This is a genomic window from Pseudomonas canadensis (assembly GCF_030980095.1).
Classification (GTDB): Bacteria; Pseudomonadota; Gammaproteobacteria; order Pseudomonadales; family Pseudomonadaceae; genus Aquipseudomonas; species Aquipseudomonas canadensis.
In genome coordinates this window covers 1,824,981-1,839,885 of the sequence record NZ_CP133298.1, presented here as the reverse complement: position 1 = coordinate 1,839,885, position 14,905 = coordinate 1,824,981, and the positions used below count along the sequence as shown (strand labels likewise).

18 protein-coding genes are annotated in these 14,905 nt (G+C 60.1%); 7 read left to right on the top strand and 11 right to left on the bottom strand.

Annotated features, from left to right (window positions below; all coding sequences use genetic code 11):
* Positions 1-44: 44 nt before the first annotated feature.
* Together RB216_RS08590 and earP are read right to left on the bottom strand one after the other, a co-directional pair.
* Positions 45-617 (bottom strand): elongation factor P, encoded by a 573-nt coding sequence (locus tag RB216_RS08590; protein WP_028615646.1) that lies wholly within the window; start codon positions 615-617, stop codon positions 45-47.
* Between the two features lie 49 nt (positions 618-666).
* Entirely contained in the window at positions 667-1,800 is a 1,134-nt protein-coding gene (gene earP, locus RB216_RS08585; RefSeq protein WP_028615645.1) for an elongation factor P maturation arginine rhamnosyltransferase EarP, read from the bottom strand.
* Between the two features lie 132 nt (positions 1,801-1,932).
* Here earP and RB216_RS08580 point away from each other — a divergent pair, with 132 nt between their 5' ends.
* Both RB216_RS08580 and RB216_RS08575 read left to right on the top strand, forming a co-directional pair.
* Complete coding sequence (locus RB216_RS08580) at positions 1,933-2,301, top strand: hypothetical protein (RefSeq protein ID WP_028615644.1); 369 nt, start codon at positions 1,933-1,935, stop codon at positions 2,299-2,301.
* Between the two features lie 6 nt (positions 2,302-2,307).
* The gene (locus RB216_RS08575) at positions 2,308-2,790 is read left to right on the top strand and encodes a GreA/GreB family elongation factor (RefSeq protein ID WP_308908565.1); all 483 of its coding nucleotides are present in this window, start codon (positions 2,308-2,310) and stop codon (positions 2,788-2,790) included.
* 23 nt (positions 2,791-2,813) lie between these two features.
* On the opposite strand, the gene cysB is transcribed toward RB216_RS08575, so the two are convergent.
* From cysB to RB216_RS08550, 5 genes are all read right to left on the bottom strand, one after another.
* Positions 2,814-3,788: an HTH-type transcriptional regulator CysB gene (gene cysB, locus RB216_RS08570; RefSeq protein ID WP_010211864.1), complete on the bottom strand. Its 975-nt coding sequence runs from the start codon at positions 3,786-3,788 to the stop codon at positions 2,814-2,816.
* A gap of 103 nt (positions 3,789-3,891) precedes the next feature.
* Complete coding sequence (locus RB216_RS08565; protein WP_028615641.1) at positions 3,892-4,392, bottom strand: universal stress protein; 501 nt, start codon at positions 4,390-4,392, stop codon at positions 3,892-3,894.
* 71 nt (positions 4,393-4,463) lie between these two features.
* The gene (locus RB216_RS08560) at positions 4,464-5,369 is read right to left on the bottom strand and encodes a 5'-nucleotidase (RefSeq protein WP_068932284.1); all 906 of its coding nucleotides are present in this window, start codon (positions 5,367-5,369) and stop codon (positions 4,464-4,466) included.
* Positions 5,370-5,386: 17 nt separating this feature from the next.
* Positions 5,387-6,340 (bottom strand): putative 2-dehydropantoate 2-reductase, encoded by a 954-nt coding sequence (locus RB216_RS08555; RefSeq protein ID WP_305384293.1) that lies wholly within the window; start codon positions 6,338-6,340, stop codon positions 5,387-5,389.
* Positions 6,337-6,723: a YbbN family protein gene (locus RB216_RS08550; protein ID WP_068932282.1), complete on the bottom strand. Its 387-nt coding sequence runs from the start codon at positions 6,721-6,723 to the stop codon at positions 6,337-6,339. The genes RB216_RS08555 and RB216_RS08550 overlap by 4 nt, the downstream gene beginning before the upstream one ends.
* On the opposite strand from RB216_RS08550, the gene RB216_RS08545 reads away from it, so the two are divergent.
* Together RB216_RS08545 and RB216_RS08540 are read left to right on the top strand one after the other, a co-directional pair.
* The gene (locus RB216_RS08545) at positions 6,722-7,156 is read left to right on the top strand and encodes a PilZ domain-containing protein (RefSeq protein ID WP_028615637.1); all 435 of its coding nucleotides are present in this window, start codon (positions 6,722-6,724) and stop codon (positions 7,154-7,156) included. The genes RB216_RS08550 and RB216_RS08545 overlap by 2 nt on opposite strands.
* A 131-nt stretch (positions 7,157-7,287) precedes the next feature.
* Positions 7,288-8,364 carry a 3-deoxy-7-phosphoheptulonate synthase gene (locus RB216_RS08540; RefSeq protein ID WP_016975370.1) on the top strand — a complete coding sequence of 359 codons (1,077 nt, stop codon included), beginning with the start codon at positions 7,288-7,290 and terminating at the stop codon, positions 8,362-8,364.
* A gap of 64 nt (positions 8,365-8,428) precedes the next feature.
* On the opposite strand, the gene RB216_RS08535 is transcribed toward RB216_RS08540, so the two are convergent.
* Entirely contained in the window at positions 8,429-8,710 is a 282-nt protein-coding gene (locus RB216_RS08535) for a GNAT family N-acetyltransferase (RefSeq protein ID WP_003189869.1), read from the bottom strand.
* 613 nt (positions 8,711-9,323) lie between these two features.
* Here RB216_RS08535 and oprI point away from each other — a divergent pair.
* A complete protein-coding gene (gene oprI / locus RB216_RS08530; RefSeq protein ID WP_003172710.1) occupies positions 9,324-9,575 on the top strand; it encodes an outer membrane lipoprotei OprI in 252 nt (83 codons plus the stop codon).
* Positions 9,576-9,697: 122 nt separating this feature from the next.
* On the opposite strand, the gene RB216_RS08525 is transcribed toward oprI, so the two are convergent.
* From RB216_RS08525 to RB216_RS08515, 3 genes are all read right to left on the bottom strand, one after another.
* Positions 9,698-10,666 carry a L,D-transpeptidase family protein gene (locus RB216_RS08525; RefSeq protein ID WP_308908564.1) on the bottom strand — a complete coding sequence of 323 codons (969 nt, stop codon included), beginning with the start codon at positions 10,664-10,666 and terminating at the stop codon, positions 9,698-9,700.
* A 73-nt stretch (positions 10,667-10,739) separates the two neighbouring features.
* Entirely contained in the window at positions 10,740-11,033 is a 294-nt protein-coding gene (locus tag RB216_RS08520; RefSeq protein ID WP_010211879.1) for a hypothetical protein, read from the bottom strand.
* 58 nt (positions 11,034-11,091) lie between these two features.
* The gene (locus RB216_RS08515; protein ID WP_308908563.1) at positions 11,092-11,697 is read right to left on the bottom strand and encodes an arylesterase; all 606 of its coding nucleotides are present in this window, start codon (positions 11,695-11,697) and stop codon (positions 11,092-11,094) included.
* A 10-nt stretch (positions 11,698-11,707) separates the two neighbouring features.
* On the opposite strand from RB216_RS08515, the gene RB216_RS08510 reads away from it, so the two are divergent.
* Both RB216_RS08510 and RB216_RS08505 read left to right on the top strand, forming a co-directional pair.
* Positions 11,708-12,391, top strand: a complete 684-nt coding sequence (locus RB216_RS08510) for an ABC transporter ATP-binding protein (protein ID WP_005786391.1) — start codon at positions 11,708-11,710, stop codon at positions 12,389-12,391.
* Complete coding sequence (locus tag RB216_RS08505; protein WP_028615634.1) at positions 12,391-14,901, top strand: ABC transporter permease; 2,511 nt, start codon at positions 12,391-12,393, stop codon at positions 14,899-14,901. The genes RB216_RS08510 and RB216_RS08505 overlap by 1 nt, the downstream gene beginning before the upstream one ends.
* Positions 14,902-14,905: the final 4 nt, after the last annotated feature.

The window sequence follows — 14,905 nt, the reverse complement described above, 5'->3', positions numbered from 1 at the left end:
CCCGACTCAAGGTCGGGCTTTTTTTCGTATCGGCAGGGCCAGAATTACTTCTTGGCGCGACCTTTGTACGAACCGCCTTCGCGGGTGTCGATCTCGATCAGGTCGTCGATTTCGATGAAGTCAGCGACTTGCAGCTCGGTGCCGTTAGCCAGCTTGGCAGGCTTCATGACTTTGCCCGAAGTGTCGCCGCGAGCGGAACCTTCGGTGTAGGCCACTTTACGCACGATGGTGGTCGGCAGCTCTACGGAAACCAGGCGCTCTTCGAAGAAAATAGCTTCGCAGACGTCTTCCATGCCTTCTTCGATGAACGGCAGAACGGCTTCGATATCTTCAGCGTTCAGCTCGTACATGGTGTAGTCGGTGGTATCCATGAACGTGTAGGTGTCGCCGCTGATGAAGGACAGGGTCGCTTCTTTGCGGTCGAGGATCACGTCGTCCAGCTTGTCATCGGCGCTGTATACGATCTCGGTCTTGTAACCGGTCAGCAGGTTCTTCAGCTTGGTCTTCATGATTGCGCTGTTACGACCAGACTTGGTGAACTCAGCTTTCTGAACCAGCCAAGGGTCGTTTTCGAGACGGATCACTGTACCGGGTTTCAGTTCTTTACCAGTTTTCATTGCATATATCCGAAATTTGGATGGGATTTACAAAATTCAAGGTGGCGTATCATATCCAACTTTCATAAAACTGCACCAGCGCCGTCGCAAGATCGGCCTGCAAACCCTGTTCCAGACACCATGCTTCGGCGTGCAGATTCACTTCCGGCCAGTGTTCCAGCAGCATTTTCCACGGTTGGGCCATGTCGCCCTCCGTGTTCCAGGCCTGCCAGAGACCGATCAAAGCAGCGCTTGCCGCTGGAGACAAGTCGGCGGTGTACAGCTCCAGGAAGGCATCGAGTTTGTCGAGATGGATGTCTTCGTCCTGTCGGTAAATGTGCCAGAGCAGCGGACGCCCGGCCCATTGGGCACGCACGAACGAGTCTTCGCCGCGCACGGCATTGAAGTCGCAGCACCACAGCAAGCGGTCGTATTGTTCCTGGCGCACGAAAGCGATGACCTGCACCGTCAGCGATCCGCGTTGCTGGATATCCCCTGCGACCAGCCGGTCCACACCGAGCCAGCGCTGCACGTCGCCCAGGATACGTCCCTCGGGGACCAACAGATGAGTGGCACACCCGTCCGTCGATAACACATCCAGCCAACTGGCGAGCCCCGCGTTTTCGTAGGCGAAAAGTGAGATCAGCCGCGCATCCAGTGCGGGAACTATGCCCAAGGCTTGCAGGAAGTCTCGCTGCGCGCCGGCATCCTGCTGAAACGCCCTACGCCGCTCCAGCAATCCCGCCTCACGCAACAGGCCGCCGGTGCCGGGTCGGAACCCAGGAAAGAAGAAGTACTTCTGCACGCCCTTGAATTTCACCGACGGCAGTCGATGACAGCCCACCACCCAGTCTTCGGCACTCAGGTAATCCAGGTTCATCCACAACGGCACACGTTCGCGCTCGGCCATGGCTTCCATATAGTCGGGCGGCAACTGACAGGCGAACGCGGCAATCACTACGTCGGCTGCCGGCACCTTCACCCACTTGGCGGGCCAGTGGCGCACTTCGACGCCTTCCTGCCATTGCAGGTCTTGCTGCACATCGATTTGCGGGCACATGCGCTCGAATGCCCGCAGGTCATCGACCCACAAGCACACATCGCAGGCGTGCTCCGCCACCAATTGCCGAGCCAGGCGCCAGGTCACGCCGATATCGCCGTAGTTGTCGACGACGCTACAAAAAATATCCCAGCGGGCTTTCATTCCGGGCTCCAATGCTCAAAGGCTCGATTGTCCGCATAAATGCGCGGATGCAGAAGGCTTGATCGCGATTATTCTGCACGGTGGCTGTGCGACAATCGCCGCCACGCCGTTTATGCCCGCCAGGAGGCCATCATGTCCGATCGTCCGTTATCGCTGTTCAAGCTAAGCGCTGCTATCGCGTTTGGCGTGTGGCTGGGGTTTATCGCCCTCGCGCTGACGGCTTGGTTGGCCTCGCGCTACCTGTTCCCGCAAAGCCTGGCGCCGGTGGCCCAGGCCGTGCAGCAATTGGGCAAGCCTGCGGTGGTGGCACCTGAACCGCCAAACCGCATGTTCGAGCAGTACCAGCAGAACCTGCAGAAGCAGGAACAGCAGCAAACCCTGGACCAGGCCCGCAACAATGCGCGCAACCTGTCCAACCCCAAATGCCAGTTCTGGCTGCAACAGGACCAGAACGCCCCCAACGAAAAGACCCGGGCCAATGTCCTGCAATTCTGCGATTGATGACCAATGAATAAACATGCCGTACACCAGCTTGTATTAGAGAAGCTCGCCCTCGATCTCGATATTGCCCTACGCGCAGCGCAGACCGCTTACGAAACCGCGACCCACGAAGAAAACATCGCGGAGAACAAATACGACACCCTGGGGTTGGAGGCTTCCTACCTGGCGGCGGGGCAAGCCAAACGCGTGGAGGAGATCAAGCAGGCGTTGGCGTTATGCCAGAGCATGCAGCTGCGGGCCTTTGATGATCAACGCGGTATAGAAATTGGCGCGCTACTGGGGCTGGAAGACGAGAACGGTCGCCAGCAATGGCTGTTTTTGGCGCCAGATGCGGCAGGTTTGAAAGTGGATGTGGTCGGGCAACCGGTCACCGTCATCACCCCGCGCTCGCCGCTGGGCAAAAGCCTGCTGGGCAAGTTCGAAGGCGATGAGGTGGAGATTCTGGTGGCGGGCGCTCGGCAACACTTCACGGTTACCGACGCCAAATAACCTGTAGGAGCGCATTCATTCACTTAATGAACGGGCAGCTCAACGCCATCAAACAACGCTTCCAGTTCCTGCTTGTTGTGGCACTGGATCGCCTTGGCCATGACTTCACGGGTCAGGTGCGGCGCAAATTTCTCGATGAAATCGCACATGAATCCACGCAGGAAGGTGCCACGACGGAAACCGATCTTGGTCACGCTGGACTCGAACAGTTCGCTGGCATCCAGCACCACCAGATCTTTGTCGAGCGCCGTGTCGACCGCCATTTTGGCGACGATACCCACGCCCAGACCCAGGCGCACGTAAGTCTTGATCACGTCGGCGTCGGCCGCAGTGAACACCACTTTAGGCGTAAGGCCGCGATGGCTGAAGGCTTCGTCGAGCTTGGAGCGGCCAGTGAAACCGAACACATAAGTCACGATCGGGTATTCAGCCAAGGCTTCCAGGGTCAACTTCGGCAGCTTGGCCAACGGATGACCTTGAGGCACGACCACGCAACGGTTCCAGCGATAGCACGGCATCATCACCAGATCACCGAACAGCTCCAAGGCCTCGGTGGCGATGGCGAAATCGACAGTGCCATCAGCGGCCATCTCGGCGATCTGCATCGGCGAGCCCTGGTGCATGTGCAGCGCCACATCCGGGTACTGCTTGATGAAATCGCGGATCACCGGCGGCAATGCATAACGCGCCTGGGTGTGGGTGGTAGCGATGGACAGGGTGCCTTTCTTCTCGTTGGAGAATTCCTGGGCGATCTGCTTGATGCTTTCGACTTTGCGCAGGATCTCGCCAGCGGTGGTGATAATGCGCTCACCGGCCGGGGTGACGCGGGTCAGGTGCTTGCCGCTGCGCGCGAACACTTCGACGCCCAGCTCGTCTTCGAGCAGGCGAATCTGCTTGCTGATACCGGGTTGCGAGGTGTACAGGCTTTGAGCGGTAGCGGAAACGTTGAGGTCGTGGTGCGCCACTTCCCAGATGTAGCGCAGTTGTTGAAGCTTCATATGTGTCCCTCAAAGCAGATAGACGCCACGGGTATCAGCGACGGTATATAACTATATTAAAGGTTCGATGGATAAATCTAGAACTTTTTATCGTTTTCACCCATCACACGTCATCACTGCGGCGACGTTGCAATGAAGGCACCAGGTAAACCGGCACCGTAGACAGCTGCAGCACCCGTGCAGCGGTGCGCCCCAACGGGGTAGCCGCTGCGGTTGCATGGCTATGACTGCCGACGATCAACAGGTCCACGGAAAGTTTGCGCAGTTGGTCGAGAATCACCTCGCACGGATCCCCCTGGATCACCCGTACCGAGCGAATCAACTTCAGGTCTTGCTCGCCTTCCCCCAACTCCTCGCGAAAACTGTCCAGCACCCGTTGCTCGATCGTCGCCATCACCGTGGTCAGCCCCTGGCTCTGCCACTCATTCAGGGCCTTCTCATCAAGGTAGCTCTGTAGCACCGATTCGGCGAACAGCCCAATGGGCTCGACCACATGGATCACATACAGGTCCGCCTTGAACGTTCGGGCCAGCGCCAGCGCATGTTGCATCACATAAGGCGCGTACAGACCGAGGTCTGTGGCGTACAGCATCGAACGGATCATAGAACCCCCTGGAACTGCCAGGATGGCGGAGATGAAATCAGCTTAGCAGTGCCTTGCTGACTTCGACTGACTTAGCACTTCACCTCATTACTGATGCCATGGGGAACATGCCCGGTGGCGACGAACTCCATGGCCTTCTCGCAATGCCCGGCCTGGTCATCAAAAAACACATCGGCGGCGAAGGCTTCCAAAAATGCGGATTTTTCCAGGCCACCGAGGAACAACGATTCGTCCAGGCGGATATCCCACTCGCGCAAGGTGCGAATCACCCGCTCATGGGACGGCGCGGAACGGGCCGTGACCAGCGCGGTGCGGATCGGACAGGCTTCGTCCGCAAACTCGCGCTGCAACAGGTTGAGCGCTGCCAGGAAACCTTTGAAAGGGCCGCCATGCAAAGGCTGGCGCGCCGACTCCCGTTCATTGGCCTGGAATGCTTCCAGTCCGCCAGCCTGATAGACCCGTTCGGACTCATCGGAAAACAACACCGCGTCGCCGTCGAAGGCAATGCGCAGTTCTTCGCTGGAGGCGCGGTTCGGGCCGCCGGACAGAATCGTCGCCGCCGCAAACCCGGCATCGAGGGCACTGCGCACATCTTCAGCATGGGTCGAGAGAAACAGATGACAGCCAAACGCCGCCAGATAAGGATAAGGACTACGCCCGCCTACGAAAGCGGCGCGGGAAATGTCCAGGCCGTAATGCTGGATTGAATTGAACACGCGCAGGCCGGTGTCCGCGCTGTTGCGCGACACCAGCACTACTTCGACCCGGGCACGGCCGAGGCTGGCATTGAGGCTGAGCAGCTTCTTGACAAGCGGGAAGGCGTCACCGGGCTCGAGGATTTCCTCCTCGTGTTCGATCTGGTACTGGCGGTAGGTCTCGACCCCTTCGGCCAGGTAGACCTTGTGGCTTTCACTCAAATCGAAGAGTGCCCTCGATGAAATCGCCAGCACCAGTTTGTCGCCCAAACCCTTTGCCATAACGTGTCCCCCCCGACTCAGCGGTTATGCCGATCAATGAAACTCAAGGCCTGGTACAGCGCCTGCATCCGCGGCAGTTCGCAACCTGCAGCCTTGGCGGCAGCGAGTGGCCTTGCGTAGATCGCCTCCAGTTCAAGCGGGCGCTTGTGCACGTGGTCGTGATACATGCTCGGCAGGTAGTCGTTCATGGTTTCGGTCATGGTGAACATCTGCTCGGCGTAACTCTTGGGGATTTCATGGCCGCAGGCGTGAGCGCCCTGAACCACTTCAGCCATCAGCGCCTGGATCAGCTCGCGGCTGGATTCGTCAGCCATCATCGCCGTGGTGCCTGTCCCGAGCAACACGGAGAGGCCGTTGTAGGGCACGTTCCACACCAGTTTGTGCCAACGGGCCTGATGCACATTGGCCATGGCCTGGGACTCGATGCCGGCCGCGTGAAACAGCGCTGCCCCGGCTTCGACAATCGCCTTTTGCGCATCCTCATGATTGGCCGCCGTGCCGCTGTGATAACCCAGGTTGACCCGGCCTAACGCCTGGTGCTCGATCACGCCGGGGGCAGAGCGGTGCACGCCGATGTAGCACAGGCCGCCAAGCAGGTGCAGCGACGCTGGCAGGTGTTCACGCAGACTGTCTTCGACATCGAGGCCGTTTTGCAGCAGCACCACCTTGGCGTCCGGCGCCGCCACTTGGGCGATGGTGGGGGCGAGGTCGACATTGCCGGTGGACTTGGTGCCCACCAGCAACCAGTCGCACGACGGCATATCGGCGGCGCGGGCATATGCCTGCACCGGGTGCAGGTGCAAAGGGCCATGCACCGTGCTATTCAGTTGCAGGCCGTGCTCGCTGACCGCCGCGTATTCACTGCGCAACAGGAAGTGCACATCGAAACCGGCACGCGCCAGCATCAATCCATAAAAACCACCGATGGCGCCGGTGCCGATGATGCCAATGCGGGGGGCTTGTGCGGTCATGGCAGATCCTCTGGAGTGCGGGTAAGCGCTTGATGGATGGAGTCGTTTAGATCGGTAGGTGTAAGACGCGTCTGTAATTGCCCAAGGAATTGACCCTCGCACACCACGAACAGCGCCGGCAAATGAAAGATCTGGTAGCGTTCGACCGCCCCACCGTTATGCCCGGCGTCCACCCAACACACCCGGTCCACTGGCAACGGCCACCCCGGCAACTGCTGGCGCGCCCACCGGCAACTGGAACACCCATGGCTCGTAAACACAACCAGCGAAATACCTGGCAATCCCAGCAATTGCTGGTCAATATCCAGGTCGGTCAATTCCAGTTCCTTCACTATACTGCTGCCACCGCCGTCAATTGGACGGTGCTCGGAGTCCGTGTACATGGGTCGTTTTTTACCTCACCCTGATGATGTCGCTGTCGAGTTAATCCAACGTCCCTCTCCTGCCATCCCCCGCCAACGCCTGCACACGGCCGGTTTGGGCGGCATCGCTTGCCATTGGCCACGTGCCTGGCGCGAAGGCACGGCGGTTGATCTGCATATTCCCTCCCTCGGCGCCAGCGCGCGTTATCCGGGCTACGTGGCATGGTGCCGCAAGGTGGAGAACGGCTACCGTGTGGGTGTCTCGTTTACCGATGAACATGCGCTGTTTGGTGCACGCATGGGTGAACAAGCATGCCGGATAGAGCGCTACTGCCGCCAGCACGAAGACGCCAAACCCACTCCCCAGCAACTCGAAGCCTTGGCCCGCGAGTGGGTATCGCGCCATGCCAGCGAGTTCTCCCATGAGGCCTTTGTGGCGCCAGCGCTGGATTAAAGCGGGCTTTGCCCATTGTCGCGGGCCCGTGTTACGCGCTAAGGTTCCTCCCCCCTGCATTCAAATCATGCTGTGCTCCGCCGCACGGGGATGGCTGGCGGCCGGCACCCGTGACCCTGACGAGTAACACGATGGCTGATTTACCGATCAATGACCTAAACGTCGAATCCAACGAGACTCTGATCACGCCCGATCAGCTCAAGCGCGAGATCCCTCTGAGCGACGCTGCCCTGCAGACCGTCACCAAGGGCCGCGAAGTCATCCGTGACATTCTCGACGGCACCGACCACCGCCTGTTTGTCGTCATCGGGCCTTGCTCGATCCACGACCTCAAGGCTGCCCACGAGTACGCCGAGCGCCTCAAAGTGCTGGCGGCGGAAGTGTCCGACACCCTCTACCTGGTGATGCGCGTCTATTTTGAAAAACCACGCACCACCGTCGGCTGGAAAGGCTTGATCAACGACCCGTACCTGGACGACTCGTTCAAGATCCAGGACGGCCTGCACATTGGTCGTCAGTTGTTGCTGGACCTGGCCGAGATGGGCCTGCCCACCGCCACCGAAGCCCTGGACCCGATCTCCCCGCAGTACCTGCAGGACCTGATCAGTTGGTCGGCCATCGGCGCACGCACCACTGAATCCCAGACTCACCGTGAAATGGCGTCCGGCCTGTCTTCGGCAGTGGGCTTCAAGAACGGCACCGACGGTGGCCTCACCGTGGCGATCAACGCGCTGCAATCGGTCTCCAGCCCGCACCGTTTCCTGGGTATCAACCAGGAAGGTGGCGTGTCCATCGTCACCACCAAGGGCAACGCCTACGGTCACGTGGTGCTGCGCGGCGGCAACGGCAAGCCCAACTATGACTCGGTCAGCGTTGCGCTGTGCGAACAGGCACTGAACAAGGCCAAGATCAAGCCGAACATCATGGTCGATTGCAGCCACGCCAACTCCAACAAGGACCCGGCCCTGCAGCCGCTGGTGATGGAGAACGTCGCCAACCAGATCCTGGAAGGCAACCAGTCGATCATCGGCCTGATGGTCGAGAGCCATCTGAACTGGGGCTGCCAGGCGATTCCTAAAGACCTGGCCGACTTGCAGTATGGCGTGTCGATCACCGATGCCTGCATCGACTGGGCCGCCACCGAAAACACGCTGCGCAGCATGCATGCCAAGCTCAAGGACGTTCTGCCTAAACGCAAACGCACCTGACTTTAAACTGCGCACACAAAAACGCCGGGCTAAGCCCGGCGTTTTTCATGGTGTTGTTTACGGTTTACAGCTTCGCTGCATGGCGCTGATGGCGCTCCATGTAGCGTTCGACATAGGAGCAGGACGGGATCACCGTGTAGCCAGCCTCTTCGGCGAACTTCAAGGCTTCCTCGGTCAGTGCCGCCGCAATCCCCCGGCCCCGCAGTGCGTTAGGCACGAAGGTCCGATAGATATCCAGGGTCTGTTTGCCGAGGTCCATATAGGTCAGATAGGCACGATGACCGTCCACATTGGTCTCGAACTGATGACCAGCCTGGTCATGGTGGATGGACAACGCCTCGCTCATCACTACTCCTCGCGGGTCTTGGTTTCTGACCCCTACCTTACCGATGTTTTTCCGGCGAAGGAACATCTACGCCACCCCGTGCCGGTTTCGACAACGAGAAAACCCTGAGCGCTTACAACCAGCACGTAGGGAATAGTAGGCACCAATCCTGCAATTGCTCAAGGCGCACTCGTCATCCCCTACCGCTGGTGGATATAGAAAGGGCTCCGATCAACCTGGGATCGAAAGCCTGAACATTGCCGGCAGTTGAACCTTAAGACGAACAGGCGCTCTTAAAGTCACCTCTACATGCGTAAAAGATGCTGGGCAACGCAAAGCCAGGCTGAACGAAAGTGTCAGCGTGGATATATAAACTTTCATCTGTTTACAAGGCTTAACACATGCGGGCCGGCCCTTTCAGCCTGGATCCAATTCTTGCCTGTTTGAAAAAAATTGGACGGTTTTTATACAAACCTCCAAAAGATTAGCCAAAATAGATTCGGCGCGAGAATTTTTTTTGCTTCTTGCGCTACGTCAGTTTACTTACTACAAGTAATGGGTAGTATGTACGCCGGCTATTGGCTCACTCTGGGCGAACTAGCCATCTAATAGAAAGTCCTTGAAGGGGAACACGATGAACAACGTTCTGAAATTCTCTGCTCTGGCTCTGGCCGCAGTTCTGGCTACCGGTTGCAGCAGCGTCTCCAAAGAAACCGAAGCTCGTCTGACTGCAACTGAAGACGCAGCAGCTCGCTCCCAGGCCCGTGCAGACGAAGCCTACCGTAAAGCTGATGAAGCTCTGGCTGCTGCTCAAAAAGCACAACAGACTGCTGACGAAGCTAACGAGCGCGCTCTGCGTATGCTTGAAAAAGCTAGCCGCAAGTAATAATCCTTCGGGGTTGTTATCAAGCCGATCCATTTATGGGTCGGCTTTTTTATTGCCTGGGGTTTGTGCCCGAATCGCGGGCAATAAAAAGCCCGCCGTAGCGGGCTGTTGATCAAACAGCGTTACTGCTGCAGATCGATCGGCGCACTGGCGGCCACCGAGGCTGCGCCAGGCACGCCGATTTCCGTCGGCAAGCCGTCTTCCGCCGCAACCACGTCACGCACCTGATCCCAGTTCACGCGCAATTGGTTGGCCAAGTCTTCACGCTTGAGCAAAGCGTTGATGACGGCGGTGTGTTTGTCGACCACCGACGGCGTCCCGTCATCATTCAACGGCGTATGCGCTTCAAGGTAGACCTTGCCGCCACTGCGACCGAACTTGTAGGCGTCGTTGATGATGCGCACCGACGTCCCCACCGGCACCATGCCCGCCATCTCCAGCACGTTGTTGTTGAACATGCGGAAGCAGCCGTGGCTTGTACGCGTGCCGATACCAAATTTCATGTTGGAACCGTGGATCAGGTAACCCGGCGTACCCAGGGTGAACTTGAACGGGCCCAGCGGGTTGTCCGGACCGGCCGGCACCACGTTGGGCAGCGGGTCGCCGTTGGCGGCGTGCTCGGCCTTGATCGACGCAGGCGGCGTCCAGGTCGGGTTGGGTGTCTTGGCAATGATGCTGGTGTGGGCGATGGGCGAACCCCAGCCTTCACGACCGATCCCCAGAGGGAACGTGTAGACCACGTTCTGGCCCTTGGGGAAGTAATAGAGTCGATATTCCGCCAGGTTGATCACAATGCCTTCACGCGGGCCCGGCGGCAGGATGAAGCGCGTCGGCAATACGATCTCGGTGCCCGCTCCCGGCAACCAGGCATCCACGCCTGGGTTGGCCGCGACCATCTCCGAGTAACCCAGGTCATAGGCGGTGCCCAGGTCGGCAAAGGTGTCTTCGTACTTGGCCTTGATCACCTGGACCTGGCCGACGATGTCTTCACCTGGTGGTGGCAAGGGCAACTGCAGGGCTGACGCAGAACCGGCCGCACAGAGTGCAGCGAGAGACAGGCAGCAGGTGACGACGGAAAGGCGCGACAACATCCGGTAAATCCTTCGCAGAACGACGGGTAGGTAAACATCGATTGTATACGTGAAGCGCGCTTCTAGCTGCCCCCTACAACTCGAAACGCAGCTCCGGCCAGATCGGCGGCGTGCCCCGCTTCTGGGACTCCAGGATGGCGCGGCACAAAGGGCACAGGCGCTGGTCCTGGAAGATCGAACGATCGACCCGCGACCAACGCGGTTGCGCAGGCAATAATGTGCCGCACAGTGTGCGATCAATGGAGCCGCCCAGTTCCAGTTGACGCGCCACCAGATGCACCCGCACTTCCTGGCAGGCGAACAGATCCAGCTGCTCGTCCGGCTCGATCAGTTGGTAGTTAAACAGGGACCAGGCAGGACGCGACATCAGGGGCTCCAAATCGGGGGGGCGCCACCTTAGCCGAAAGCCTGCCGGTAGAAAAGCGTCATAGCAGCGGTTTTAGCGTCGGCCAGACATTTTCCAGCAACTTGCTCTGAGCGCCGACCGCCGGGTGCAGTTGATCGGCCTGCATCAGGTCCGGGTGGCCACCCACGCCATCCAGAAAAAACGGCACCAGTGGAACGTTTTTTTCCTTGGCCAGCACACCATAGACTTCGGCAAATGCAGTGGTGTATCGCGGGCCATAATTGGGTGGCAACTGCATCCCCAACAACAACACCTTCGCCCCACCGGCCTTGGACTGGTCAATCATCGACGCAAGATTTTGTTGCAATTGCGCAGGCGGCTGCCCGCGCAGGCCATCGTTACCGCCCAACTCGATCACCACCACGTCCGGTTTATGCTCTGCAAGCGCCGCCGGCAGCCGCGCCAGGCCTCCGGCACTGGTATCGCCACTGATGGAAGCATTGACCACTTTATCGTCGAAACCTTCCTGCTTGAGCCGTTGCTGCAACAGGGCAACCCACCCTTTGCTGGTATCCAGGCCGAAACCGGCACTGATACTATCGCCAACGATCAGGACTGTACCCGCCGCTGCGTTCTGGGCCATGCACATCAAGGCCAGGCCAGCACTCAAAAACCACATTCGCATCGGATTCTCCATGGGCGCAAGCATTCTCACCGCGCGGAACCTTAGCAAAGTGGTTCCCAGCGCGGAAGGTGAACTGACTATCCTGCACGAACTGAGCCTGGAACTGAACAAGGGCGATAGCCTGGCTATCGTCGGCAGCTCCGGCTCCGGCAAATCCACCCTCCTCGGCCTGCTGGCCGGCCTCGACCTGCCCAGTAGCGGCGAAGTCACCCTGGCTGGACAGGCGCTCAGTACCCTCGACGAAGACCAGCGCGCGCGCATCCGTGCCGAGCACGTAGGGTTCGTGTTCCAGTCCTTCCAACTGCTCGACAGCCTCAACGCCCTGGAAAACGTCATGCTGCCGCTGGAGCTGGACGGCCGCAAAGATGCCCGCGAACGCGCCCGGCACCTGCTGGAGCGTGTCGGGCTGGGCCAACGCCTGACTCACTCGCCACGCCAACTCTCCGGTGGCGAGCAACAACGGGTAGCCATTGCCCGCGCCTTTGCCGCGGAGCCGGACGTGCTGTTTGCCGATGAACCCACCGGCAACCTCGACAGCCACACCGGCGAGCGCATCAGCGACCTGTTGTTCGAACTCAACAAAGAGAGCGGCACGACCTTGGTGCTGGTCACCCACGACGAGCGCCTGGCCCATCGTTGCCGACGCCTGATCCGCCTTGAAGCCGGCCTGATGGTCGCGCCCCTGGAGCCTTGATGGCACGTTTGCCGCTATTGCGCCTGTTCAGCCTTGCCATGCGCCAACTGCTGCGCGACGCCCGCGCCGGCGAATTGCGCGTGTTGTTCTTCGCCTTGCTGGTGGCCGTGGCCGCCAGCACCGCCATCGGCTATTTCGGTGCGCGCCTCAATGGTGCGATGCTGTTGCGCGCCACCGAGTTCCTCGGCGCCGACCTGGTACTTGAAGGCAGCTCGCCAGCACGGCCAGAGCAAATCCGCTCAGGCACTGAACTGGGCCTGGATCACGCCCGCGTCGTGGAATTTTCCAGCGTCATTGCCACCGATAACGGCATCCAGCTCTCCAGCATCAAGGCGGTCAACGAGCAGTACCCGCTGCGTGGCGAACTGAAAAGCGCGGCTGCGCCCTTTGGTGATGAAACTCCAGGCGGCGGACCGAAACCCGGCGAAGCCTGGGTGGAAGCGCGACTGCTGACGGCACTGGACCTCAAGGTCGGCGACAGCATCGATGTGGGCATGAAGACACTGCGCCTGGCCCGCGTGCTGACCTACGAGCCGGACCGTGCCGGCAACTTCTACAGCCTCACACCGAGGGTGATGATCAATCTGGCAGACTTGGACGCCACCGGTGTGGTGCAGCCCGGCAGCCGCGTGAGTTATCGCGAACTGTGGCGCGGGCCACAGGGCAGCACCGTGCTGCAAACCTATCGTGACCTGGTCAAGCCGGGGCTCGCCGCAAACCAACGCTTGCAGGACTCGCGGGACGGCAACCAGCAGATCGGCGGTGCCTTGGGCAAGGCCGAGCGTTACCTGAACATGGCCAGCCTGGTGGCAGTGCTGTTGGCCGGTGTGGCCGTGGCGCTGTCGGCCAATCGCTTCGCCACCCGACGCTTCGACGCCAGTGCCTTGCTGCGTTGCCTGGGATTGTCGCGACGTGAAGCCATGTTGCTGTTCAGCCTGCAACTGAGCGTACTGGGACTGCTGGCGAGCCTCACCGGCGCCCTGCTCGGCTGGCTGGCGCAGTTTGGCCTGTTCTATTTCCTCCATGACCTGCTGCCGGCAGACGTACCTCCCGGCGGGCTGCTACCGGCAATCGCCGGGATCGGCACCGGGCTGGTCGCCCTCGCCGGCTTCGCCCTACCGCCCCTGGCTGCGCTGGGTCGCGTGCCACCGCTGCGGGTCTTGCGGCGCGACCTGCTGCCGATCCCTTCCAGTACCTGGATGGTCTATGGCGCGGCGCTGTTTGCCTTGGGCCTGATCATGTGGCGCCTGAGCCTCGACCTGGTGCTGACCTTCGCCCTGCTCGGCGGCGGCGTGGTGGCTGCGCTGGTACTCGGCGGCCTGCTCCTGCTGCTGTTGCAAAGCCTGCGTCGCTTGCTGGCGCGCGCCTCGTTGCCGTGGCGACTGGGCCTGGGCCAACTGTTGCGTCATCCACTGGCGGCAGCCGGTCAATCCCTGGCATTCGGTTTGATCCTGCTCTCCATGGGCTTGATCGCCCTGCTGCGTGGCGAGCTGCTCGACACCTGGCAAAACCAACTGCCCAAGGACGCTCCCAACTATTTCGCCTTGAATATCCTGCCGGCCGACAAGGACGCGTTCGGCGCCCGCCTGCTGGAACTGCAGGCACAGTCCGCGCCGTTGTATCCGGTGGTGCCAGGTCGCTTGATCAGTATCAATGGCGAGCCCGTGCAGGAAATCGTCAGCAAGGACTCCAGCGGCGATCGCGCGGTACAACGTGACCTGAGCCTGACCTGGGCTGCCGACCTGCCACCAGGCAACGCCCTGACCGCCGGTTCGTGGTGGTCACAGCAACCCACCGATGAAATCCCCGGCGTATCGGTCGAGGCCAAGGTGGCGCAAAGCCTCAAGCTCAAACTCGATGATCACCTGGTGTTCACGGTAGGCGGCGAAAACCGTGAAGCGCGGGTGACCAGCCTGCGGACCATCAACTGGGATAACTTCCAGCCCAACTTCTTCATGATTTTCCAACCAGGCACCTTGAAGGACCTGCCCGCCACCTACCTGACCAGCTTTTACCTGGCGCCTGGGCACGACCAGCAGATCGTCGACCTGTCCCGTGCTTTCCCGGCGGTGACCATCCTGCAAGTCGAAGCACTCTTGGAACAATTGCGCAGCATCCTCGCCCAAGTGACCCTGGCGGTGGAATACGTACTGCTGTTTGTCTTGGCGGCGGGGATGGCGGTGCTGTTCTCCGGCCTCCAAGCCACCCTCGATGAGCGTATCCGCCAAGGGGCGCTGTTACGTGCACTGGGCGCGGAACGCAAGCTGCTGGTCAAGGCCAGGCGTATTGAGTTCGGTTTGCTGGGTGCCGTGAGTGGCCTGCTCGCAGCGCTGGGGACCGAACTGGTGACCTTTGTACTGTATCGCTATGCGTTTGACCTGGCTTGGCAGCCTCATCCGTGGCTGTTGTTGCTGCCGGTAATCGGTGCCGTATTGATCGGCGGTGCCGGTGTATTCGGCACTCGCCGCGCACTCAACGCCAGCCCGCTGACCGTGCTACGCGAAGGATGAAACA